Below are 24,425 nucleotides of genomic sequence, written 5' to 3' on the forward strand. Positions count from 1 at the left end.
GGGCGCCCCGTCGAAGATCCTTTGATTATAAAAAAGAACGAATCGTTTCGTACATTTGATGGCCTAAGGCATTTTCCATGGTACATATTAAAGTATTTAAAACAATTGTGTTGCTTTTTATAATACAAACTATAAAAGCACAATCTTATGATGCCTTTAAAATTGATGTTGAAAACTATGCTCAATCATTGAAATTGCCAACACTTGCTATTGGTGTAGCGAGGGGGGACAGTTTAATTTTCTTTAATGGAATTGGTTCTGCATCATCGGAGTCACAAGTCCCAATTACCAGTGACCATATTTTCACAGTGGCATCTGTGACAAAATCTTTTACTTCTGTTGTTCTGCAGCAATTAGAAGCGGAAGGAAAAATTTCACTTACTGACTTCATTGATCAATACCCCAATAAATACTTCACTAAAGATCGCTGGACAAAAAACACCACACTTGCACATATCATTAGTCATACTTCTGAAAGCAACCCCATCGGAACAAATTTTGTTTATAATGGAAGCAAGTTTAACCTTGTTTTCAATGTTTTTTCCCAACTAAATACCGCAATAGATACAGAAAGTATTACCCGACCATTTACTAAGGAATTGGAGCGAAGGATTTTGAGTCCACTGAAAATGAATCACACACTTGTCAGATATACTGAAGCCGAACATTCACCATTAAAAAAGTTTGTAGTTACGGCTTATGATTTTAATGATTCTGCAGGTAAGTATTTAGCTCGCCCGATTAATCTACCTAAAATTGAATGTGGCCCCGGATACGGTATGATGAGCAGTGTGGCAGACTTGATTCAATACTCCAGGGCATTAGATCATGAAACAATCATTTCAAAACAACGATACAAAAAAATTACAAGCCCTTTTTATGCAAATAGTGTGTATGGTGAAGGATGGTTTACTTGCAGTTTTGAAGGAATTGACATTGATTGGGCCTATGGTTATGGAAATAATGATGCAGCCATATTTCTTAAAGTGCCATCAAAGAATTTGACTTTAATTTTACTATCCAGCTGCAGTATGCCGTCAGCAACTACAAGATTAGGGTATGGCAATCCCTTAAATTCACCAGTTGTTTGTTCCTTCATTAGAAATTTCATTTTCAACCAGCCAGTACCCATTCAATTTGACGGTGATTTAAAAAGTATTGAGAATGATATTCAAAAAAATGTAAGGCAGAATAAATCAAGAATATACATTGAAGAAGCCTTTGCAACAGCTACCGTATCATTATTTAGTCCAATGACAACCGTAAGTGATAAAGAGAGAAGCACTGAACTATTAAAACTACTAATTAAAAATTATCCAGGTGATGCGATATGGCAGAGTGCTACTGCAATTGAATTAATGGCATCCTCAAATGATCCATTCATCTTAGATTTTGCATCAAAAGTTTCAAAGGATTTTTATCGTGCCACAAATCTTCATCCTGCGCAAATGTTTTTCGCTGGAATTGTACAAGAGAAATCAGGAAACAAACAAAATGCAATTCAGCTTTTTAAGATGCTTGCTGATGGAGATACGTATTGTGAGCAGGGTTATAAATTTGATGCGTTGATGAAGTTGGCGAAGTATTTTGAAAAGCCTGATCCTGAATTAAGTAAATATTATTTGGGAAATTTAATAAGATACAAGGAATATATTAGTGCGCAGGACAAGCAATACAAAGAAGCCAAAGAGATGATTTCAAAATTATAGATTATTATTGTTGGCTATAAAACCGTTGACAGTAATGAAAATGATCTTACGAGTGCCCATTATTTTTTTAGTCTTCTTTCTTTGTAGATGTACAACCGGACAGATGATCAAGAGCAAGCCTGATAAAGCTGCCATTGATACAAGTAGAGCGGAGTATTTTGAGTATCGAGGTTACAGTGATACTATTTATGCACTTGTCTATGGAAAAGTTTATGGACTTGAAAAAGATGCCAACGGCAAAGACACATTAAAACCCCTGCAAAATGTTGACATTAAAGTAGAACAAAATAATAAAGCTGTTCAGACGGATCATAATGGTGAATTTGAAATCGGCTTTGAAAAAGGTGTATTCTCATTTACTTTATCAAAGCAAGGCTACGAACCTATTAGGATGACAAACTATGTTTCTGACCCGGACCAAGTATCAACCACTAAAATTATTCTTGCTAAGGGCACAAAGACCCGAATATTTGAAATTCCTCAAATGACAAGATAAACTACTGCCAACTTGAAGTTTTGCAAAAGCAAGGCAGCGGCATCATTTGATGTTGCCCGCTGCCCTGGCTACTTTTTCTTCTCTGCAGCGGAAAGGGCCCGTTCGTATTGCAGAATCGTCTTTTTTAGCCACATATAATGCTCATTGGTTGTTATTGCCTTGTTTTCTTTTTCCCATATTTTTAGCGCTTTCATGATGACATCGATCGATTTCCGGGATTGACCGAAGTTGTTGGTGCTATTGGATACGGCAAATTCCTGTAACTGAGTATTGACAAATGAGATAAAATATTCATCGATTGCATCGGTGTATTCCTGAGCGAGGGTTCCATTTTCCAATGCTACATCAAATGAGCGGACACCCTCCGGCGTTTTAAGCCGGTAAGAAAGCCGGGCTGGGACTTGCGCCATATTTACTCCACCAGGAGCAGAAAAACTAAGAAAGGAGGACTGTATGCTTCCTGCAACGGCATTGGGTAAGGGAATGGTTATTTTTTTTCCTATTACGGGTATGGGTTTATTACCTGGCCCAAATAGGTTGGTAAGTTGGGCAGGAGCCTCCAGGTGCAGGGTTACATTTTCATAAACTGGTAGCGTTAGGTCCTGAAGCAGTGAGTGAAACACCAGTTCAAAGTTTTTGGACTGTGCAACGTGATAATGCTTGCCGTTGCTTTTATCCGCTACGGCTTGCATGAAGTCGCGGTTATAGATTTGGCCCACACCCATGGTTATGCACCGGCTTTTGTGTGCATATTTTTTCCCCAATGCTTCCAGTTCCAGTGCATTGTTTTCGTCATAACCGTCACTGACAATCACTAAAAGGTTGTTGCGGTTGGGTGTGGCCGCATTAGCCAGGACCTGGTATGCATATTCAAGAGCTGAACGGATGCTGGTACCACCACCCGCTTCGACCTGGTCAATGGCTTTGTACAGGGGACTATGGTCGACCGGAAAGCTTTGAAAGGGGAGGGCCACTTTTTTTTCCGTATCATAAAAAATAACGGCACCCTGATCCCCTGGTGAAAAACCTGCCAAGGCTTCTTTCAGGTAGGTCTTTAACGCGTAGAAATTACTGTCTGCTTCCATGGAACCACTTTTGTCCAGCAGGAAGACGATGTTATAGGGAAGCCTTCGGGTGTTTTCCGCTGGCGGAAGTTGCAGTTGCCATTTTAGGAGGGCGTTACGCTGAAGCAGGGAGGGCAATGGGTATTGTTTTGCCTGAAAGATTTGCCCCTTGCCCACCAGTAAAGGTGTCTTGCTGGCTGGATTAAACGCCGCGGGATCAAAGAGCTTAATCTCCCGAAGGGTGGGTAAAAAGCGTTCCGGGTATTCCAGTTCAGGCAGGGGCGTATAGGTGATCTCAAAATTCGCGGTAGCCTTGCCCCGGATTTCCATCAGGTTAATGATGTCAACATTAGGCTGGTAGCGGAAACTGATCAAATATTTGCTCTCAAAGGGCAGCACGAAGTACGCTTTTCCTTCGGCATTTGTGCTCGCCTGATAGACTTTGCCGGTTTGCACATCCTGAAGGTAAACGGGTTCATTTTTAATATTGCGATGGTCGTTGCGCAGCATGGAGACGCTGGTGAGCGCCCGGCCACCAAAGAACCTGACCCCCTGTTGGATCTGTTGGGTAATGGTATCGTTGCGGTCCTGCTCCCGGTAAGCCGGTTCATTGTAAACAACTGATGTTTCTATAACCCATTGGTCCTTGCGGTCGAGATCGATGTGTGAAATATTGAGGACCTCTTCCACATCGATATCATAGTTGTTTTTAATGGGAACCAGGAAGTGCGCAAAGCCCTGGAGATTTGAAACGGCTGCATAACGGATGCCACCCTTTACATTAGCCAGGTAGACCTGCTTTCCTGTTTTAGGAATTCCAAGTGAGTCCTGGACCTGAATAGATATTTTGCTGTAACCTACTGAAGGCTGGTCCCGTTCGTTTACCTGCTGTTGTTGTAATTGCAGGTGTTGCCGCTTGAATACTTGTTGGCTCAGACGGGTGAGTAAGGCAACATTGTATACGACAGTAAAAGAGTTGGTGCTGATTCCATTGTCAACAACATCTGCAATATATTGTTTGTAGGGAAAACCATTTACCTGAAGCATCCAGGATTGTCCTTCGGATAGGGTAAGGTTGGCCAAGCCTTTACTGTCCGTTGTTTGGGAGAGACGGTCGTTGGAGTGGATTTCCACCATTTCCACTTTTGCCCCTGCCAGAGGATGGAGTTTGTCGTCGAGTACTGAAACTGTGACCTCTGTAGTTTGTGCTGCAAGGCGGATACAATACAGGAAAGCAATCATAAGGGTGAGGGTACGCATGTAAATGGATTTTGTCGTGGTTTTGCAATTGATAGGATCAAATATATCAAAATACATAAGATCCTATCTTTAGCGATTCAATGGTACAGGAAACGTTAAACCAAGAAGAAAATTATAAATGATTGCCGTAAAACTTATTTAATCAAATAAGAGAGGAGCGACTTATTTGGGGTAACCAGTTTTTTAATAAAATATGAAATGAAAATAAGAGAGATCAAGCTAAAGAGGCCTGTTAAAATTCTTCAAGTATTTCGAAATATTGTTGAATACTCAAAAGCTGAGAAGTCCTTTGATAAAAGGAAAGAGGAAATCAACTGGGGAGCAATACAGTCAAAAAGCGGATATGTATTGGATCATGAGCTTTATCTTCCTGATACAATTATAGAGGACCCCGGATTTAATAACTGTGACCTTATAACCATGGTAGACGACAATCCTTTAACTTCTTTTGCATCAACTGGAAAACAATATAAATGGGCTAGTAAATACGGTTATAACTTACTGAACAATCACTGCTTCAACCTGGGACATTCAAGAGAATTTGAAATTTTTAATATAAAAAATGATGGAGTGCTAGAATTGTATTTGAAATATGGATATTTCGAAGTCGGCATTCCTGAACGGGGGAATTTTAAACTTTGTGACATCAGGAAGCAAAGTCCTGTAGAAATAAAAATCAATGGTAAAACCGACTTTTCATTGAGTTCGAGGCGAGCAAGGGTATTTCAAGAAAAGTATTATGTTTTTGAATATATCGGGGACTTTAATAAAATCAATCTTCTAAGAGAGCCATATGACCATATTATAAAGCATATACCTTCCGACAGAAAGGTGGTGGATTTAATAAAGCCACTTTGGTAATAAAAATAAATGGCGTTTTTATTGTTGAGTTTAATTATTTTTGCAATAATATTATACTGGGGTTACTTTAAGGTCTCTCTTTCAGATTTAATTGATGGCTAAAAAAATTAGCTGCAATGGAAAGAATACCTAGAGGTGACGCTAGTTTTATTTTTAATAACGACCTTGAAAACGAAAACGACCTTGAAAACTAACGCTGTGAGCTATCGCATAAAAACCACGAAATCTACTGTGGTCTATTTGAATGTTTGTAATTTGCAAACAAGCGCAATTCTAAAACAAAAAGAATGCCAATTGTTCCTGCCTGATGTTTTTTTCCAAAAAATAGTGTAATCATCAATATTGTGCCTAAGTGGATTTCCTTGTGATCACAGAACAGGGTGCCGTTTTACTGTTCAAATGGTAATAAGGGTAAAAGAAATGAATAGGCCAGAGTATTGTTATTAGTACGTCATTACTATATATTAATTTGTTTATGTATAAAAAGCATGTACCGAACAGGGTAGCTCGAAAAATTGCAATCCATTTATTTTACCTGATTCTTTTACTTCTGAAGTTTGGTGATATCTGCGCCCAGTCTGCTTCATGGGAGACAGCGGGTGTTTTATACCGTGATGGCTATGTGACAGTGACGCTGGAATACAGGGTGAATAGCAAGATATGTGATCCAGGTTCTACAAAAAAAAGTTTTTGGAGGTACATTGTTGAAGGGAAAGGTCGTGGTAGTGACCTGTATTTGAACTGGAAAATGGATTATTTGAATTGTAATGGCAATGTTATTTGCCTTACCAATAACCTGAATATCGGCAAGTTTGAAAATGATGGTAAAAATGAAAGTCTTGACTGGTCGTTTGAGGGAGCTACTATTGAAAATGAATTTTATGATGTCAAAACATCCAGTTATCCTGACCTAACAAAGCCTTTTGAAAAGAGGGTAATGCCGTCAGTTGCTCCTACATCTATTAGTGGTGACAGGAATGTAGTATATGGTCAAAGCTTAAGCTTGTCAGTTCAGGGTGGTTCTTTAGGCTCTGGCGCTAAATGGGTATGGTATGCGGATAAATGTGATGGTAATAAGATAGGTGAAGGTGCTACTATTAGTGTTCAGCCACTTCAAAATACAATTTATTATGTAAGGGCAGAAGGTAAAACCGGAGTGACCGCATGTGCATCTGTAAAGGTAAATGTCGATCTTAATAGCCAGGCAGCTACCAGGATTAATGGACCGGCCTCCATTTGCCAGGGCCAGGGTGCTAAACTTAGGGTTGAAGGAGGTTTGCTGGGTTTGAATGCTAACTGGTATTGGTACCAGGATAGTTGTGGTGGAAAACAAATTGGGGAAGGCGCATCCATTGTTGTTTATCCCAATAGGGAAACTACCTACTTTGTTAGGGCAAAAGGCCAGACAAATACTACAGTTTGCAGGTCTTATACCGTAAAGTTAGAATCGGCCTATGCCAATCCAACCGGAATAGAGAGCTCAACTACGCTTACTTGTCCTGGAATACCTATTCAATTGAAAGTTGTTGGCGGTGAAATATCCGATAAGGCTCAATGGGTTTGGTATAGAGGAAGTTTAAATTACAGTCCAGTAGGTTATGGGCGGACAATTACTTTAGATGCCACAACTACTACTACTTATTATGTGCGGGGTGAAGGGGGATGTCCAGCTACGACTCCATTGCAGCAGGAAGTCAAAGTATATGAAAACTCAAGTGCTCCCAGAGATATTAGCGCAGAACTGGTTAATAGAAAATACAGATTGAGTCCTATCGGTGGGAGCTTAGGTGATAGTGCAGAGTGGACCTGGTACAAGAACAGTATTTCAAACAACAATAGAATTGGACAGGGATCAACTATAGTAACAAAGGTTACTAAAAACACAAGGGTATTGTTGCGGGCTGAGGGCATATGTAATGTTACCGATTCGGTTAGTTATTTATTAACGCCTCCCCCCAAGCGCTATTTGTTTCTGAATTTAGGACTAATCGGAACCAGTCCATCAGATTTAACAAGCTTTGGTAACCTGGCTATTACGCTTGCCACCAAAAAGAAAATGGGCTGGTATGTAAGGGCCAAGCTCCATCTTTCTGCAAAGCCGGAGGCCAAGTATATTACTGATGATGAACAAGTTTATGGCTATCAATCTACCACTGCGTACTATAAGTATAATGGTGAAAAGAATGTCAATCGCATGAGTGCAACAGGCGGTATGCTTTTAGGAAATAATAGGATCTCTGGATATATAGGAGCCGGTTATGGAACGAGGGATCTGTATTGGGGCATAACTGAATATACGCTGCAGGGTAAAAATAAAGTGGGCAGCTACTGGGCACAGCATATTGGTTCGTCCGTAAAAGGAATAGAAGCTGAAGGTGGGTTGATGATCAACCTGGGCCATGTGAACCTAATGGGTGGCGTTAGCTACATCAATGATTCAGAAAATAAAACTCATTTAATAGATAGTCATATAGGTATTGGGGTAACCCTTTAAAAATCCATCAAAATGAAATTATTCAGATTTTTTGTTTGTTTGCTATTCATCATAACTGCATGTACAAAGGATGCAGAAACGCCAAATGGGAAAGGCAATATAAATGAAATTGAAACAGCAGATGTAACTGGCATCACGGCGACCTCTGTAATAGCTGGAGGTAAGGTCAATGTTATTAGTACGGTGCCTGTTACGCAAAGAGGTATCTGTTGGGCAACGACTGAGAAGCCAACAACAGCAAATCCTAAATTCAGCCAGGGTGCAGGGAATGATCCTTTTACCAGGGCCATCAGTGGGTTATTGCCAGGAACCACTTATTATTTGAGGGCTTATTTAATTAGTAATTCGTTGACTATGTACGGAGAACAAATGCAGTTCCGTACAAAAGATACGACTCCTATTGTTACCAACACAACATCCCCCAATACAATTACAACGATATCTGCAAGTTCTGGCGGTAACATAACATCGGATGGCGGGAAAGCAATCACAGCGAGAGGGGTGTGCTGGTCTAATACTACCAATCCTACTATAAGTAATAGCAAGACAAGCGACGGTACCGGGACAGGCAGCTTTACCAGTTCTCTAACCGGGCTTACTCCTAACACGACCTATTATGTAAGGGCCTATGCTACCAGTGAGTTGGGAACAAGTTATGGGCCGCAAACGTCGTTCAACACAGGAGTTTCCGTTCCAACTTTAAATACAACTGTAGCCAGTGCAATAACTGCATCGACAGCAACTACTGGTGGTACTATAGTAACGGATGGTGGAAACCCCATCACTGCGAAGGGTGTATGCTGGTTCACAACTCCTAATCCTACGATCAGTAACTTAAAAACCAGCGATGGCACCGGAGCAAGCAGCTTTACAAGTAATATGACCGGGCTTATCGCCAATACCACTTATTATGTGCGTGCCTATGCTACTAATGGCTATGGAACATCCTATGGAGATCAGATACAGTTCAAAACGGGAGCCTCTATAGGAACGCTAATTACAACATCTGCCAGTGCAATAACTGCATCAACAGCAACTTCTGGTGGTAATATAACATCTGATGGAGGAAGCCCTGTAACTGCGAGGGGGATTTGCTGGTCTACTTCATCTGCGCCTACTATCAGTAACAGCAACACCAATGATGGTGCGGGTACCGGTAGTTTTACAAGTAATATGACCGGGCTAGCTCCAGGTACGGTCTATTATGTGCGGGCGTATGTTACCAATGCTTACGGAACGGCTTATGGCCAGCAGATACAGTTCACAACATCTTACGCTCCTGCAAGTCTTACTACAGTGTCTGCCAGTTCAATTACTGCAACAACAGCAAGCACTGGAGGTAATGTAACATCGGATGGCGGATATTTTGTTAATCAAAGGGGTGTATGTTGGTCAACTAATCCAAATCCTACAGTAGCAAACAGCAGTATATCCAATGGAACCGGAACCGGCAGCTATTCCTGTGTTTTAACCGGGCTTACTCCCAATACTACATATTATGTGCGTGCTTATGCTATGAATACATTTGCAACGGCCTATGGCCAGCAGATACAGTTCACAACAAGTGCATCTGTGCCAGTTGTAACTGGAACTTCTGCCGCTTATAGTATTACGGGCACGAGTGCTTATTCCGGTGGTTCTATGTCATCGGATGGCGGGAGCCCTGTGACCGCGAAGGGGGTGTGCTGGTCCACTTCAATAAATCCTACCATCAGTAACACCAAAACAAACGAAGGTGCCGGCGTGGGCGGTTTTGCCAGTTATATGAGTGGTCTTAGTCCCAATACTACTTATTATGTTCGTGCCTATGCAACCAATGCTTATGGAACAGTTTATGGAGCGCAGATACAGTTCACAACAACTGCCTCAGTACCGGTTATTTCTGCGACAACTACTGTTACAAGCATTACGAGAATTAGTGCTTCATCTGGCGGCACCATATCATCGGATGGCGGAAGCGCTGTGACTGCGAAGGGTGTATGCTGGTCCACAGCTCCTAATCCTACGACGAGTAATACTAAAACAAGTAATGGTACCGGGACAGGCAGTTATGCCAGTTCTTTGACAGGACTTAGTCCCAATACTACTTATTATGTGCGTGCCTATGCTACCAATGCTTATGGAACAGTTTATGGATCGCAGTTGCAGTTTACAACATTGCCTTGATGAGTATTGTTAAAAGCAAAAAATGGTGATATAACAATGAGAAAGAAATTAACCTGGCTTGTACCATTAGTTTGTATTAGTGCAGTTGTATTTGTGTTTATAACCTCTGCAGGTTATGATGAAAAGATCGCCCAGGAAAAGCCGATAGTTCCGCATCAGTATTCAATTCGCCTATTACTGGATGGTATAACCAATGAGCATCTTTTGGAGCAATTCCCATACGGGCGTTACCTGGATTCGGCCAACATCCAGGATATTCAATCAATTAAGAATGATTTGGCGGTACTGAATGAGAAATTCCCTGGCGACAGTATGCGCAACATGCAGTTGATTTCAATTGCATTAACAGACAGCCTGTATGCGCAGTATGAAAAGAAGCATTATTTCCAAATATTTGACGCTGACTTCTTAACACAATTATTCCAGTGGGCTGAAAAGTTCAATGCCTATGCTGAAATAGAACAGAGCAATACTTTATTGTATGGATCGATCTATAATTACTGGGGCAGTAAGATCAGTAATCATTTGGGGGAACTTTCAAAGAATAATTCTTCTTTGAAATACGAGTATAAGTTCAAGTATTTAAAGTCGAAGTGTGATGAAAAAAGGTTCTCTGTTGCTACTAAGGTAGGACAGGTTGAAAAGGTGGCTTATAACCTATTGAGCAGTCAATGGTCACACCTGCTCAATGCTTCCTGGAACCAGGCCACTTATATGCAATTAGTTGTATTTTTTGTATTTGGCATATTAACAATTTACGGATACCTATTAATTATCAAAAAAATAATAAAACGAAATGAAAATCAGTAAACTTCTATTAGCAGCAATCTCCCAGATCATGTTTGTTTCCGCCATGGCCCAATATGATGCCAGTTTGGTTGAATACAAATCGAGTTCTATTGCAGGCGAAACCTATAGTGTTATTAAAATGTCAAGAAAAGGTGAGCGTGTAAAAGTTAAATATTTTGCCGCGAATGCACCAGACGGTTCTCTTGTTTATGAGCGCTACCAGAAATGGGCTTCGAATAAAAATGTAATTGCCGTTTCCAGTGGTACATACATGACAGATTGTAATGCCAGAAAGGCATTGCCGGTTGGTTTTTGTGTTGACAATGGAACAATTGTAAACAGGCAAGAAAAAAATGGCCTTGATGGTTTGGCAGTTGTTTATGCAACTGGTGGTATAGTGGCCTCTAATATCAAGGACGGTAATTTAAGTGTTAAAATCGATGGTCAAAATGCTACGCTTGATATCAGGAACGCTTTTGACAGAGAAAGATTTTTAAAATGGGCTCAAGGTGAATCTGCAACTGTTTTTCAGACCCATTTATTTGTTTATAAGAATCAATTGAAATTAGGTACTAATTCATCACCTAACCTTGCTTCCAGAAGATTTTTAGCAGTGTGCAAAGATGAGGATGGCTATGTGGTGCATTATATAATTAACCTTCCTAAGGAAGCTACTATTTACCAGGGTTCTGATAAAGCTTTTAAGATATTAAAAGATGCTGAATATGTGCAGGATGTTGTATTCATGATCAATTTAGATACCGGCTGCCAAAATGTATTCAGTCTTTTTGATTCCAAAGGTAATAAGGTGGCAAACAAAAACTTCGCTGGTGATACAGATATTACAAATGCTTCGAATTTGATCGTGTATTATTATGAGTAAGATAGTACCTATGAAATACCAAAACAGTTAAAAAATAACCAAACGATAAAAGTTATTAAACTTCAAGCTTATGAGATCAATTCCAATTATTGTTTTGTTCTGCCTGATTAGTGGACTGCAAGTGGCCAATGCCCAAAGTTATTTTGATGGAAAATTCAGAATAGCGGGTTACACTCATAAAGGTTATAACTATACCTTGTATGATTTTTCAAGGGAGGGTGGTAAAATAAAGGCAAAGTATTTTGCGCAAAATGCATATACCCAATATCAAAACTGGAAGAGTGGAAAGCAGGTATTGCTGATAACAGCAGGTGCATTTTCTGATTCCTGGAACCAGGATGGCAAGCCTGTTGGCCTTTGTGTGGATAACGGAGCCATTGTAAACAGGGTTCCAAATTCGGATATGGATGGTATGGTAATCGTTTACAATGGTGGCGCGCAGCAAGGAGGACTTGCCGTTGTGGATATGGATATAAAGCCAGTTACTGTACAAAATCCTACTGGCTCATATTATCCTAGAACTTCGGCTGAAGACCGTACCAATTTTTTAAGCTGGGGAGAGACTAATGGTGTTACACTATTTCAAACCCAACTGGTTTATTCTTCTGACAGGAGTTCGAGTAATGCAAACCTTACCTATGGCAGTAAAAGAGAAAGAAGATTTTTAGCTATCTGCAGAAAGAACAATGTGGTGCATCATGTGGTGGTGAATGCACCTGACGATCTGGAACTGAACCTGTCTGCAAGCTATGCAAAAGCAGTGCTGGATTATGATGGATTTAGCGTGTTATTCATTATGAACCTAGATACCGGAGATAAGAACGTATTACATGCATACGATGGGTCCTATTTAAAGGATATGAAACCATATAAAGGATCCAGCACATATGCTGACAGGGCTAAGGTTGAGAATGCAACGAACCTGTTGATCTATTATACAGAATGATGCCAGAGATGTTGTTGATGGGAGGAGGTTGCTGATCTCGAAAATTTGAGACTTGAGGTGTTTGGATAAGTGATAATAGCATTTTCCAGTTTCTTATTGCAACTGCTGTTGGTAATGAAAGTGGTGTTATTATTAACGAAGTAATTAACTAATCATTTTTTATGAAAAATATTAGACAAAGTGTAACTGCAAGGGTTATGAAATTTATTGTTGCATCATTCCTATTTGTTGGTATGACGGTCGTGAGCTGTAGTGCACAGGAAAAGAAGGTTTCCAATTTCGAAGTAGCAGAAAAGGATGGCCTTTTAAAAGACTATAGCGATCAGTCGGGCATCACTCTGAAAAAGTTAAGAGAGATCAATCCAAAAATGAAAAATGATACTGTGCATGCAAAGGATACTGTTATAATATCGTTGATTGAAGAACAGCCCAAAACTGCAGAGCATCTTAAAAAGGTATTAGAAAATGTTGAACCCGATGTTCTAGATCAGCAATTGGGTATAAGTGGATTATTGAAAAGGGTTGTTTTCCAGGGCAAGCGATATATTGTTTGTGAAGTAAACCCACACCAGTATAAGATTGAGGCATTTAACCAAATGGAAAACGGAAGAATACATAATTTCAATTCTATAGCCAGCCTCAAGAAAAATGCATTAGTGTTTGCTATGAATGGCGGTATGTATGAACCAGACCTGAGTCCTGTCGGTTTGTTTGTATCGGAAGGGAAGATGTATAATCCTGTTAATTTGCAAAAGGATGGGCCAGGCAACTTTTACATGCAGCCAAACGGCATATTTATGCTTGATAATAATGATGATGCACGCATTTTGGTCAGCGACAATTATCCTGCAGGGAATTATAAACCAAAGGTTGCCACACAGTCGGGACCTATGATCGTAAGCAACGGAGTTTTTAATAAGGCCTTTACTAAAGGATCTCCTAATGTGAATATAAGGAATGGTGTAGGCATCAATAAAGCGAACAATGTAGTTTTTGTGATTTCAGAAGACCGTGTCAACTTTTATGAATTCGCGGAACTATTCAAAGACAAATTAGGGTGCAATAATGCATTATATCTTGATGGAGCCATTAGCCAGTATTATGCTCCTGAACTTCAAAGCATTCCCAGGCAGGGAGCGCCACTCGGTACTTTTCTTACTGTTAGCAATAAGAATGTGAAGATTGTTGAGCAGGCCCAGGTGCCTCCAGTGTATAAGAAGCCTGAGGAGAAAAAGCAGGAAGTAAAGAAACCTGAGGAAAATATGCCGGAAGAAAAGAAGAAGAGAAAGAATAAGAGTGTAGAGGCGTGAAACATGAAAGAGCATGAGGTATTTTACCAAAATAAATTGAGTTGTTTGGTAATTAATAAAATAGGATAAATAGTTATCAGATAGAAATGGCCAGTCAAAAGGGAATTCTATTGTGGGCGGTGTTGGGAATCATCGCTGTATCCTGTAATAGCAGAAAAGAGTGTGATATTGATATTGAAAAGCAGTTTGCAGGTCTTACCATTGGGCATATAGATACGATGCAGATTGGAACGGCATCTGTTGATTGCTACAAAAAGATAACGGAATATGCTATGGGAATGTTCCAGGATACAGTGAAGGAGAACCATTTTAAAGGTGAAGTTCTTCTAGCACGACTGTCAGCGCATTTGAGTGAGGAAGTAAAGAATGACAATCTTGATACTGGTGATGAAGAAGTAAGACAATTATTCCGTGTGTATGAAAAGTATCAATTCTACATTTACCAGCCCAAGGTTCCTGATTTTTTGAAGCTGGCACATCATGCCTGCGAAGGAAATTACGAATATATATATAGCAGGTTCAAGACGAAATGGTATTTTATCCCAAGTATTGTTATAGTTGCCGCATACTTAATTTTTTCGGTGGCAAACTTATTTGGATTCGTATATTGGAAATACCGGAAGTTATGTAATGTGTTGTTCTTAGTATTGGTTGGTGTTGTGCTTGCTGCAGGTATTCTATTTAATAAAACTTGTGATCAATATGTTACACAAGATTCTTTTTTTGGTATTCATCTTTAGTTGCACTCGTTGTTTTTGTCAGAGCGGAAAGGCATATTATGTGCCTTTTTACCGTACAGGAGCAAAGGTTGTAGAAATAGATGTACAGATCAATGGCCTGCCTTCAAGATTTATTTTTGATCCGGGCGCTTCAATGGTTTCTTTTGGAAGGTCGTATTACCAGAAGTTGGTAAACGCATCATTAATTAGTGATGCGGATATAAAGTACAAGACAAAGACCAAATTGGCTGATGGGACGCTTTCTGATGTAACCATTGTGAACCTGAAAAGAATCATGTTGGGACAAATAGAGCTCAATGGGATAGAGGCCATGATCGCGGAGGCCGATAACGCGCCTTGTTTAATAGGGCAAAGTATTATACAAAACTTTTCGACAGTTACTATCGATAATGTCAATCAGCGTTTGGTATTGACAAGGACGACAAATTCTTCAATGTTACAGCTTGACAACCTGAAGTTTATTCCTTGCAGCAATATGGTTGTGGCTGAAGTTGAAAATGTGATGGAGCACATCAGAAAGGATAAGACTGCCCAAATCAGGAATTTTGCCTTGGAAGATAAGATCCCTTCTACAAATGCTATTAATAGAATTAAGAATAAAATTACCATACGCTATTTCGATAGAAACGATATGACAAAGTCGGAGTCTTTACGAAATAAGTTTGGAGTGATGGGGTATGCTGATAGCCAGGTATTTGTTGAAGATATGACCCCCTATTTTTCTCAACCCATACCGAACTACATAGAAATCTGGATCAAATAATTTAAGTCAATTGCTTATGAGGTATTTATTGCTATTATGTCTTTTGGTATTGCAGATAAAGATATTTGCACAAGACCCACATCCTATCAGCGGAATTAATATGCTGAAAAACTCAAGATGGCCAAGCCGGGCTGATGGAAAGACAGTAATTGAAGTAAGTTGGGAAAATCCAAGTTCATCAAATCTTCAACAAAGAGAGTGGGTGAAAACGGCTATCGAGAACACCTGGGAAACATATGCCAATATTGATTTTGTTGGCTGGGGGCAGTCAAATGCAAATTCAAGTGGCTTAAGAATTTTTATTGATGACTATTGCCATCCGCATACAAAGGGTTTAGGTACTGCCCTTGACGGCAAGCTAAAGGGTATGGAATTAAATTTTAATTTTTTAGGACAGTATAAGTGCTATGGGCTTACCAAAGAAGATTGTATAAAGTTTATTGCTGTTCATGAATTCGGTCATGCATTAGGCCTGTCTCATGAACAAAATAGAAAGGATTGCCTGTGCAATGAAGATCCACAGGGAAGTGATGGTGATTTTTACGTAACTCCATGCGACCTAGAGTCTGTCATGAATTACTGCAATCCTAAATGGTCGAATTATGGCAAGCTGAGTACAAACGATGTAGTTGGTATACAAGTTATATATGGCAAGCCCCAAGGTTCATCTATAATTGCCAATTTGAATGAAATAAGAGTTATCCCTTGTACAAGGAACCTGGCAGACAGGGCTAGAACCATTAAGAATATTGTGCGTGCTTCTTCTGCTTATAATGTAAGATCGTTTACTGAAGAAAGTAATCCGGTGCCACAGAAGGCTATAGACAGGTTGCCTAGTGCCATCACGATTCGTTATTTCCATCCGAATGATGAGGCAAAGGCTAAAGGGCTGAAAACATTACTTGCATCTCAAGGTTTTAATAATAACTCCATAGGGATTGAAGATATGTCGTCAGTAATGGGCAGCACCATGCCAAACTATATTGAAATATGGACCAAGGAGCAGACTGTTTCCGGAAGCGTAGTCAATTTGGATGAGATCAGGTTTATTCCTGGTTCCCTTGAAGGAATAGATAAATTAGTCGATATTGTGGGTTTTCTTGAAGGTTCTTCCAATGTTAAAGTGAAGAATTATACAGTGGATGAAGATATTGTTCCGCAAAGAGCTCTTGCTAACCTGCCCAACTCAATTACTATCCGTTATTTCCACCCGGATGATGAAACCAAAGGCCTTGCGTTAAAAAGGTTTATTGAAGCAAAAGGATTCAGTAGTAGTATAATCAGTGTTGAAAATATGTTGCCCAAAATGAGCAAAACATATCCGAATTATATTGAGATATGGGCAAAATAATAAATTAAAGAAGCGATATGAGGATATTGATCATTGTTCTAATTGCAATGGCTGGTACTTTGCCGAAGTGTAACAAAGGCAAGGTTAGTGCAACATCAGGTTTAATAGAGAAGGTCAGCTTATCTATACATCAATATCCTATGAAGGAAGTATTAATATATGATACTGATTCCAGTAGCCTCCGGGTAAGATTGTTGAATAATAGTTTAGGTGTTGACTCCCTGCTGGCGGAAAGGCAGGTTGATCTAAAGGGCTTTCAAATTTATGAGAGCGATATTAGCAAATTTGATCAGGAGCTATATGCTAATCAATGTATTCAAGATGGACAGGTGATTACTTTGGCTTTCATGAAAAATGATTCTACACTTAGAAAAGTGCGGTTTAGCAATTATTATCATGAAGGCCTTGAAAAGGTCATCAACTTTATTAATTCAAATGTAGATTCAGTATACTCCATAAGTTATAATAGAGATCAACTGATTGGTGAGATGAAAAAATGCAAATAGTTGGAATCTGGATTTGGGGATTTAAGAAGTGATTGTGTTTTAATGTAAATTTTGCTATATGAAAAATATGTATAAAAAGTTTTTCCTTACAGTAATCATTCTTTTTTTTGGAATGACGACCTTGTCTGTCTTTGCACAGAAGATCACAAAGCCTGTCACACAATTGGATGTACCGAAGGATAATAAGAAAAAAGATCCTGTTAAGAAAAAGCCCCAAGGTACAACATCACCCAAGGGTTCTCCAGCAGTTGCTCAATTAAATGAAATTAAAGTTATCCCTTGTGCAGGTGACCTGGTGGAACGAGCTCAAATCATCAGGAATATAATAAGTTCATCTCCTGCTTTTAAAGTAAAGTCTTTTACAGAAGAAAGTAATCCTGTGCCACAGAGGGCTGTCGACCGATTGCCTAATAAAATAACTATTCGCTATTTCCATCCAAAAAATGAAGCGAATGCCAAGGGGTTGAAAACATTACTAGTTGCCCAAGGTTTTGATAGCAATGCTTTAGACATTGAAAATATGATGCAAGCGATTGGCGGCACCATTCCGAACTATATAGAGATATGGACCAAGTGGTAAGGTGTTTCGGATAGCCTCTCCATTCGAGGAGTCAGGGTGAGGCTTATATTGCTCACTTTAATAAAAACCTGCAATTAGTATAAATATAAAGTTGCTTTAAAAAAGTAATATTCAAGTATGGAGATTCTGAGTAAGTATATATATGATCCGAAGCATGATTTGTTGGGTCGTGGCGGTTTTGCTACTGTGTACCGTGCCCATGACAAGATATTGGACATGCCTGTTGCCCTGAAGTTCTTTCATCCCCAGGAAGGCTCCAACAAGTACAACATCATCAATGAGATCCGCAGGGCCATCGTCCTTTCTCACCCCAACATTGTCAAATACTTTGGGGTGGAGAGCCTGGTGAACCGTGATGTCCATGGCATGGAGGAAGAGATCCAGATCGGGGTGATGGAGTATGTTCAGGAAGGGCAGATGAAGGAGTTTTTGTTGCGCCAGCCGCTGTTGCACTCAGAGCTGGCGGAGCTGTTAGTGGGGGTGCTGGAAGGGCTCAAGTACCTGCACAGCCAGGGTATCATCCACAGGGATATCAAGCCTCAGAACATCCTGTTGGGCCGGGATAAGCAGGACAAGCTCATTGCCAAGATTGCAGATTTTGGTATCAGCAAGAATGTGGATTCCAGCCATACGAGTTCCTCTCTTTTGCTGGGTACGGTGGAGTATATGGCTCCCGAGCAGTTCAATCCTGAGCGCTATGGTATTGGCAAGCGGGTGAGTTATAATGTGGACATCTGGGCCTTTGGGGTGACGGCCTACGCCCTTTTGTGTGGCCGTCCGTTGTTTGGAGCCCGCAGTGGGGAGACCTCGCCTGGTGAGCTGATCAACAAGATCGTGAATGTGGAGAACCTGGAGGAGCAGTTGCATGGGTTGCAGGAGCCCTTTCGCAGCCTGATTGCCCGTTGTGTGATCCCTGATGCCAAGAGCAGGACCTCGAGCATAGATGAACTTATAGGTATCCTCAGGGGCAGTAGTGCACCAGCCATCCATAACCTACATGCTACTGTATCGGTAAACCTCAATGGTTATCCGTCAACAGGTGGGCAGGAAACTGTAGTAATGCCTAAACAAACTGTTGCAGAAGAGACAGCTGTACTGCCTAGACCTGCACCAGTTGTTGGCCAGAAAAATGAAGTTCCCGTTGCAAAAGTTGTTGAAAAAGAGGTTGCCAGGGAAGAAGTAAAAAAGACGAAGGATCCAAAGGATGAAATAAAGCAAGCAAAAAAAGGTTCCTCTTCTAAAAAGTCAGTTTTCTTCATTGGTGTGCTTTTGTTATTATCTGTAGGCGGAGTAGCTTATTATTATCCAACATGGAACGAGCAAAAAGCTAAGGAAGCAAGAGCTGCATCCGAAAAAGAGATCATGATCAACCTGCTCAGTGAAATAGATAAAAAGATGATCACGGTAGCTGGTGGTGATTTCACTATGGGGACCAACAGCTCACAAAATGAGAGTCCAGCTCATCAAGTGGCCGTGGATACTTTCCGATTAATGAATGTTGAAGTGACCCGTGGATTGTGGAATAAAGTGATGAAAGATAACCGGTTTACTGACAGTACTCAATTTGAATTGCCTGCTAATAATGTGAGTTGGAATGAAGCCCATGCTTTTATTGATAAACTCAATAAGCTAAATGCAACTAATGGCAACAATAAAGCATTATTCCGCTTGCCTGAAGAAAAGGAATGGGAGTATGCTTATTATTACATGGATGACTCCACGAACCTTGGGTTGAATGAGTTTAGCTGGAATAAGGATAACGCAAGGGGGGTATTGCATCCTGTTGGAGGGAAGCAAATAACCGGAAAAGGCTTCCACGACATGTTGGGCAATGTATATGAGTGGTGTGAGAATTGGTATGGGTCTTATGGAAAGTCTGCTAAGGAGGAAGGTAAGGTGCTTCGCGGAGGAGACTATAAAAATGATATTTATTTCGTAAGTCCTAAGATCCGTAATGTGGAGGCGCCAGACCAGTCATCTGAAAATATTGGTTTCCGTATTGCACAAAACATCCATTAATCCAATCCTTAAAGACGAGCATTTTGTTACCAAACATCAATCCTAATTCTGCTTCAGTTGCACCTGTTTTTTCATTGAATGAAATAGGAGGAAGGGCTAATCTTGAAGATTCCATTTCGCCTGTGCATCCGCATGTTTTTGTTGTATGTGATGGTGTAGGCGGAAACAGTGCCGGAGAAGTGGCCTCTGCTGAAGCAGTAAATTCATTTTACCATCTTTTTTCAAGTCGTTATTTAACTATAAAAAGTGTTGATGATTTTCGTCAACTGATTCAAGATGCATTAGAAGACTTCCGGCAGGCTATCAGCCGTTTTATTGCCATCAATCCAACAGCTAAGAGTACCAGTACCACCCTTACTTTGATGGTGCTGCATGAAGGCAAAGCTTACCTGGCCTGGTGTGGCGACAGCCGGATCTATCATATTCGCCATGGTGAAGTTGCATTCCGAACTAAAGATCATTCCCTGGTACAGGAACTGCTTTCGAAAGGCGTTATCAATGAAACAGAAGCAGAACGCCATCCTCAACGAAATGTAATTGTGCGCAGCCTGAATGTACAGACAAAGGCGGAACAGATCGATACGATCGTACTTGAAGACTTAAGAGAAGGTGACTGGTTGCTGCTTTGTACTGATGGCCTGATGGAACAATTCAAAGAAAATTTGTTCCCCGCTTATCTAAATGACCTGGATACCAATACCAATTATGCAATGCAGATCAGGTCTATCTGTGAAGGTAGAACGAAAGATAATTATTCCATGCACCTTGTTCACTACCGATCAGAACAAAATACTAAGGATAGAAGGAAGAAGTCGCGACTTTTATTGTGGATACTGCCTGCTGTTTTAACAATACTTCTATCTTTTTACGTTCTTTTCGGAGGAAAGGGAGGTAAAACCCAGGAGGCAGAGGTTCCTGCAGTTGACTCAATGCAATTAACAATGCCAGTAAAGAAAAAGGAAGGCCAGAAATCACTTTTCCGGAGCCATGAAGATTTGCAAAAAGCTGAAAAGTCCCAAGCTGGCAGAAATACCAATTTAAGGGATACCACAAGTAAGAAAACAGGGAATAATTTAAAGGTGGATTCTTTAGTGGTTAAAGATAAAGTGCCGGTGTAAAAGCGATTACAAGTAACCGGAGATTCACTTCAAAGACAAAAGGCTAAAGATTCGATAACCCATAATTAAAAATATGACCAAAACAACCGATACCCAAGCAGAAGATGCATTGAAACAAATTGAAGCACTCCTGGCTTCAGCAGAAAGCATGATCACAGAAATTAAAAATTACAGGATCGAAGCTGCTGAAGAACGCAAAGAGGCTGGACAGGTAAAAACTGATATTGAAGCAATTTTTGCAAAAACAGAAAAGATATATTCTGATTCAGAGGAATTATTTGATAAAATTGATCATATCAATAAGGAATCTGAAACTGCATTCGATAAGATAACAGATAGGCAAGAAACTTCTGAAAGCCTTGTGCATAAGATGGAAGAAGATGCACAACATGGGCAAGAGGTATTGCAATTAATCAATCAGCATGAGCACAATGCAAAAGATTTGTTGCAGCAAACCACTGGACATGAATCTCAGGCTGAACAGTTGTTGAATGAGACTAAGGCGCATGAAAGCCAGGCAGAGCAGTTACTGATAGAGACGCGTACTCATGAATCGCAAGCGGAGCAATTATTGAATGAGACCCGAGCACATGAATCTCTGGCAGAGCAGACAGTACATGAAACACAACGGCATGAACAGGACGCAAGTACGGCATTGACACAAGCAAAAGCCCATGAAGCTGCTGCAGAAATGGCCATGAATGAAGCCCGTAGTCATGAGACCGCAGCGGCCGCTTCTGCAAACCAAGCAAGAGATGCTGAAGCTGCAGCAATAGAAGCCATGCATAGAATAAAAACTTTGGAAACGGAGGCTTCATCTTTATTGGAAACGATCAAACAACAGGAAAGAGAAGCAGAAGCTGCCCTGGCCCGCATCAAAGAATTGGAAAAAGAAGCTGATACCTGCTGTCATCATGTTATTAAATGTAAAGACACTTCAATTGAAATAATTGATGTTCTGGGAACTCAAAAAGAAGAGGCCATTGGTATCTGTGGTTTTATTACTGAAAGGAAAGAAGAAGCCATTTCGATCTGTACTACGATCACTGAAAGAAAAGAAGAATCGATTACATTATGTGGTACGATTAGGGAGCAGAAAGAAGAGTCCATTTCTATATGTACCACCATAAAAGAATCCAAAGAGGAAGCGATAAGTATTTGTGGAGTTATCCGTGAACATAAGGAGGAATCCATAACGATCTGTAATGTCATCAAGGAGCAAGAAAAAGAGGCAATGACATCGTGCAGTATCGTTAAAGACCAGGAAAAAGATGCCATAAGTATTTGTGCCCAGGTTCATAACCATGAAAAGGAAGCGCTAACTGTCTGTGGCACTATTCACGAACATGAAAAAACGGCATCAGGACTCTGTATCCATATTCACGAGTTTGAGCAAAGATCGTCTTCAGAATGCACAGTGATACATGATCATGAAAAAGAAGCAGCTGCTATTTGTGCACAAATGCAGACATATCAAAAGCAGGCTGATACAGGCGTGGGTATCATTGTAGATTATGAGAAAGAAGCTATAAAGCATGTGGATACCATCCAGCAGAAAGAAGCTGAGGCTGTGGACCATTTGGAAAAGATAAAGTCTAATGAAGCGGAATCAACTACTGTACTTGGTGTCATTAACCATACAAAAGACGAAGCAACCGCAAGTATGGAAGCAACCAAACAAGCGATGACTGAGGCTAAAAATGCAGAAGGTGCAGCTAAGCAATCACAGGCAGAGGCTAAGAATGCTGAGAATGCAGCTAAACATTCCCAATCGGAAGCAAAGGGGGCTGAAAATGCGGCTAAGCAGTCGCAGGCAGAAGCCAAGGGTGCAGAGAATGCAGCCAAGCAGTCCATGGCTGAAGCTAAGAACGCTGAAAATATAGCGAAGCAAGCAATGACGGAAGCTAAGGCGCACGAAACCGCAGCAGAAACATCTAAGCAAAATGCTATCCAGGATGCTAAAGATTCCGAGGCAGCCAAGCAGGATGCGCAAAATGATGCCAAGGAATCAGAGAAGGCAAAACAGGATGCAATAAGTGATGCCAATGACGCGGAGAAGGCAAAGCAAGATGCGCAAAATGATGCCAAGGAAGCTGAAAAGGCAAAGCAGGATGCACAAAATGATGCTAAAGAAGCGGAGAAGGCAAAGCAGGATGCACAAAATGATGCCAAGGAAGCGGAGAAAGCCAAGCAGGATGCACAAAGTGATGCCAAAGAAGCAGAGAAGGCCAAACAGGATGCTCAATCGGATGCCAGAGATGCAGACAAAGCAAAACAGGATGCTCAATCGGATGCTAAAGATGCTGATAAAGCTAAGCAGGATGCTCAGTCTGATGCTAAAGATGCAGAAAAGGCCAAGCAAGATGCACAGGATGATGCTAAAGAAGCGGAGAAGGCAAAGCAGGATGCTCAATCGGATGCTAAAGATGCTGATAAGGCTAAGCAGGATGCACAGGATGATGCTAAAGCGTCTGATGATGCCAAGAAAGCTGCTGAAGATTATAGAAAAGCTGCTGAGGATGCAAAAAGAGAAGCAGAAGAGGCACAGAAAGCTGCAGAAACTGCACAGAGATCTGCGGAAGAATCTGCCAGGAATGCTGACAAGTATGAAGACGAGGCACGCGAAGCTGCATATAGGGCAAGACATTAAAAGTGGTGAATCATGAATAAACAAGAGGCTTTTGAATTTCTGGAGTTAAAGACATCGGCAACGGAAGCTGAAATAAAAATTAGGCTACAGGAAAAACAACAATATTTTGAACAACTGTGTGCTACTGCACCTGGTGAGTTCCTGCAAAAGCTGCATAAGAGAAATATTGAAAAAGTGCAGACGATCAGGAACCTGTTTTTTCCTTCAGGAGGTGGTCATGATCATTCAGAACGTAAGGCGGCACAGGTAAATGCTTCGGCAAATTCTTATGCACAGCCTGCTGATCATATAAATTTAGATCAACCTGTAGCCTGGCTGATCTGCCATACCGAGCATCAATCATCTCGACCACATTCTTTGTATGCAGGGGAGAATTATTTCGGCAGGGCATTAGCTGATGGTAAAAGAAGTATATTGCTGGAACATGATATTTATGTAAGTCGTTACCATGCAGTTGTAGAAGTGCAGCTGGGGCTTTATCCGAAAGTTTTTATACAGGATGCAGGTGCGTATACTGGTAAGCCAAGTAAGAATGGCATCTATATTAATGGTAGCAGCCAAAGAATTCAAAACAAAGTTCAACTTCAGGAAAACGATACCGTACAAATAGGAGTTACTAAACTGATATTACGCTTCAATCGAGAAAAGCCTATTAACCGTATCGTGGAAGAAGTATCTAAAACCGAATTTATAAAAACCGTGGTCATAGACCTCTTTTAA

19 protein-coding genes are annotated in these 24,425 nt (G+C 40.6%); 18 read left to right on the top strand and 1 reads right to left on the bottom strand.

What is annotated here, in order from left to right; all coding sequences use genetic code 11:
• Nucleotides 1-77: 77 nt before the first annotated feature.
• Together OCK74_RS19920 and OCK74_RS19925 are read left to right on the top strand one after the other, a co-directional pair.
• Nucleotides 78-1,709 carry a serine hydrolase domain-containing protein gene (locus OCK74_RS19920; RefSeq protein WP_279298842.1) on the top strand — a complete coding sequence of 544 codons (1,632 nt, stop codon included), beginning with the start codon at nt 78-80 and terminating at the stop codon, nt 1,707-1,709.
• A gap of 34 nt (nt 1,710-1,743) precedes the next feature.
• Nucleotides 1,744-2,205, top strand: coding sequence for a peptidase associated/transthyretin-like domain-containing protein (locus OCK74_RS19925; protein ID WP_279298843.1), 462 nt, complete (start codon nt 1,744-1,746; stop codon nt 2,203-2,205).
• 68 nt (nt 2,206-2,273) lie between these two features.
• Here OCK74_RS19925 and OCK74_RS19930 read toward each other — a convergent pair whose 3' ends face one another.
• Complete coding sequence (locus tag OCK74_RS19930) at nt 2,274-4,529, bottom strand: vWA domain-containing protein (protein ID WP_279298844.1); 2,256 nt, start codon at nt 4,527-4,529, stop codon at nt 2,274-2,276.
• Between the two features lie 198 nt (nt 4,530-4,727).
• Here OCK74_RS19930 and OCK74_RS19935 point away from each other — a divergent pair, with 198 nt between their 5' ends.
• The 16 genes from OCK74_RS19935 to OCK74_RS20010 all read left to right on the top strand — a co-directional run bounded on the left by OCK74_RS19935 (nt 4,728) and on the right by OCK74_RS20010 (nt 24,425).
• The gene (locus tag OCK74_RS19935) at nt 4,728-5,390 is read left to right on the top strand and encodes a hypothetical protein (protein WP_279298845.1); all 663 of its coding nucleotides are present in this window, start codon (nt 4,728-4,730) and stop codon (nt 5,388-5,390) included.
• 475 nt (nt 5,391-5,865) lie between these two features.
• Nucleotides 5,866-7,884, top strand: coding sequence for an immunoglobulin domain-containing protein (locus OCK74_RS19940; protein WP_279298846.1), 2,019 nt, complete (start codon nt 5,866-5,868; stop codon nt 7,882-7,884).
• A gap of 12 nt (nt 7,885-7,896) precedes the next feature.
• Nucleotides 7,897-10,050, top strand: a complete 2,154-nt coding sequence (locus OCK74_RS19945; RefSeq protein ID WP_279298847.1) for a beta strand repeat-containing protein — start codon at nt 7,897-7,899, stop codon at nt 10,048-10,050.
• Between the two features lie 36 nt (nt 10,051-10,086).
• Nucleotides 10,087-10,860: a hypothetical protein gene (locus OCK74_RS19950; RefSeq protein ID WP_279298848.1), complete on the top strand. Its 774-nt coding sequence runs from the start codon at nt 10,087-10,089 to the stop codon at nt 10,858-10,860.
• Nucleotides 10,847-11,722, top strand: coding sequence for a hypothetical protein (locus OCK74_RS19955; RefSeq protein WP_279298849.1), 876 nt, complete (start codon nt 10,847-10,849; stop codon nt 11,720-11,722). Before OCK74_RS19950 ends, OCK74_RS19955 begins: the two co-directional genes overlap by 14 nt.
• A gap of 70 nt (nt 11,723-11,792) precedes the next feature.
• A complete protein-coding gene (locus tag OCK74_RS19960) occupies nt 11,793-12,668 on the top strand; it encodes a hypothetical protein (protein ID WP_279298850.1) in 876 nt (291 codons plus the stop codon).
• A 161-nt stretch (nt 12,669-12,829) separates the two neighbouring features.
• Nucleotides 12,830-13,978, top strand: coding sequence for a phosphodiester glycosidase family protein (locus OCK74_RS19965; RefSeq protein WP_279298851.1), 1,149 nt, complete (start codon nt 12,830-12,832; stop codon nt 13,976-13,978).
• Between the two features lie 86 nt (nt 13,979-14,064).
• A complete protein-coding gene (locus OCK74_RS19970; RefSeq protein WP_279298852.1) occupies nt 14,065-14,718 on the top strand; it encodes a hypothetical protein in 654 nt (217 codons plus the stop codon).
• On the top strand, nt 14,681-15,481 hold the full coding sequence (locus tag OCK74_RS19975; protein WP_279298853.1) for a retropepsin-like aspartic protease family protein: 801 nt from the start codon (nt 14,681-14,683) through the stop codon (nt 15,479-15,481). The genes OCK74_RS19970 and OCK74_RS19975 overlap by 38 nt, the downstream gene beginning before the upstream one ends.
• A gap of 16 nt (nt 15,482-15,497) precedes the next feature.
• Complete coding sequence (locus OCK74_RS19980) at nt 15,498-16,832, top strand: zinc metalloprotease (RefSeq protein WP_279298854.1); 1,335 nt, start codon at nt 15,498-15,500, stop codon at nt 16,830-16,832.
• Between the two features lie 17 nt (nt 16,833-16,849).
• On the top strand, nt 16,850-17,338 hold the full coding sequence (locus OCK74_RS19985) for a hypothetical protein (protein WP_279298855.1): 489 nt from the start codon (nt 16,850-16,852) through the stop codon (nt 17,336-17,338).
• A gap of 58 nt (nt 17,339-17,396) precedes the next feature.
• Entirely contained in the window at nt 17,397-17,918 is a 522-nt protein-coding gene (locus OCK74_RS19990; RefSeq protein ID WP_279298856.1) for a hypothetical protein, read from the top strand.
• A gap of 117 nt (nt 17,919-18,035) precedes the next feature.
• Entirely contained in the window at nt 18,036-19,937 is a 1,902-nt protein-coding gene (locus tag OCK74_RS19995; RefSeq protein WP_279298857.1) for a bifunctional serine/threonine-protein kinase/formylglycine-generating enzyme family protein, read from the top strand.
• A gap of 23 nt (nt 19,938-19,960) precedes the next feature.
• Nucleotides 19,961-21,055 (top strand): PP2C family protein-serine/threonine phosphatase, encoded by a 1,095-nt coding sequence (locus OCK74_RS20000; RefSeq protein ID WP_279298858.1) that lies wholly within the window; start codon nt 19,961-19,963, stop codon nt 21,053-21,055.
• 73 nt (nt 21,056-21,128) lie between these two features.
• Complete coding sequence (locus tag OCK74_RS20005; protein WP_279298859.1) at nt 21,129-23,705, top strand: coiled-coil domain-containing protein; 2,577 nt, start codon at nt 21,129-21,131, stop codon at nt 23,703-23,705.
• 12 nt (nt 23,706-23,717) lie between these two features.
• Nucleotides 23,718-24,425, top strand: coding sequence for an FHA domain-containing protein (locus tag OCK74_RS20010; protein ID WP_279298860.1), 708 nt, complete (start codon nt 23,718-23,720; stop codon nt 24,423-24,425).

Origin of the sequence: Paraflavisolibacter caeni, from assembly GCF_025628885.1 — a bacterium.
GTDB classification, from domain to species: Bacteria; Bacteroidota; Bacteroidia; order Chitinophagales; family Chitinophagaceae; genus Flavisolibacter; species Flavisolibacter caeni.

What these genes read in the sequence shown, in the direction of transcription:
- OCK74_RS19945 (WP_279298847.1), top strand. Translation starts at nt 7,897, where the DNA reads ATGAAATTATTCAGATTTTTTGTTTGTTTGCTATTCATCATAACTGCA.
- OCK74_RS19975 (WP_279298853.1), top strand. Translation starts at nt 14,681, where the DNA reads ATGTTACACAAGATTCTTTTTTTGGTATTCATCTTTAGTTGCACTCGT.
- OCK74_RS19955 (WP_279298849.1), top strand. Translation starts at nt 10,847, where the DNA reads ATGAAAATCAGTAAACTTCTATTAGCAGCAATCTCCCAGATCATGTTT.
- OCK74_RS19930 (WP_279298844.1), bottom strand. Translation starts at nt 4,529, where the DNA reads ATGCGTACCCTCACCCTTATGATTGCTTTCCTGTATTGTATCCGCCTT.
- OCK74_RS19920 (WP_279298842.1), top strand. Translation starts at nt 78, where the DNA reads ATGGTACATATTAAAGTATTTAAAACAATTGTGTTGCTTTTTATAATA.
- OCK74_RS19940 (WP_279298846.1), top strand. Translation starts at nt 5,866, where the DNA reads ATGTATAAAAAGCATGTACCGAACAGGGTAGCTCGAAAAATTGCAATC.
- OCK74_RS19980 (WP_279298854.1), top strand. Translation starts at nt 15,498, where the DNA reads ATGAGGTATTTATTGCTATTATGTCTTTTGGTATTGCAGATAAAGATA.
- OCK74_RS19965 (WP_279298851.1), top strand. Translation starts at nt 12,830, where the DNA reads ATGAAAAATATTAGACAAAGTGTAACTGCAAGGGTTATGAAATTTATT.
- OCK74_RS19960 (WP_279298850.1), top strand. Translation starts at nt 11,793, where the DNA reads ATGAGATCAATTCCAATTATTGTTTTGTTCTGCCTGATTAGTGGACTG.
- OCK74_RS20010 (WP_279298860.1), top strand. Translation starts at nt 23,718, where the DNA reads ATGAATAAACAAGAGGCTTTTGAATTTCTGGAGTTAAAGACATCGGCA.
- OCK74_RS19950 (WP_279298848.1), top strand. Translation starts at nt 10,087, where the DNA reads ATGAGAAAGAAATTAACCTGGCTTGTACCATTAGTTTGTATTAGTGCA.
- OCK74_RS19985 (WP_279298855.1), top strand. Translation starts at nt 16,850, where the DNA reads ATGAGGATATTGATCATTGTTCTAATTGCAATGGCTGGTACTTTGCCG.
- OCK74_RS19935 (WP_279298845.1), top strand. Translation starts at nt 4,728, where the DNA reads ATGAAAATAAGAGAGATCAAGCTAAAGAGGCCTGTTAAAATTCTTCAA.
- OCK74_RS19995 (WP_279298857.1), top strand. Translation starts at nt 18,036, where the DNA reads ATGGAGATTCTGAGTAAGTATATATATGATCCGAAGCATGATTTGTTG.
- OCK74_RS19970 (WP_279298852.1), top strand. Translation starts at nt 14,065, where the DNA reads ATGGCCAGTCAAAAGGGAATTCTATTGTGGGCGGTGTTGGGAATCATC.
- OCK74_RS19925 (WP_279298843.1), top strand. Translation starts at nt 1,744, where the DNA reads ATGAAAATGATCTTACGAGTGCCCATTATTTTTTTAGTCTTCTTTCTT.
- OCK74_RS19990 (WP_279298856.1), top strand. Translation starts at nt 17,397, where the DNA reads ATGAAAAATATGTATAAAAAGTTTTTCCTTACAGTAATCATTCTTTTT.
- OCK74_RS20005 (WP_279298859.1), top strand. Translation starts at nt 21,129, where the DNA reads ATGACCAAAACAACCGATACCCAAGCAGAAGATGCATTGAAACAAATT.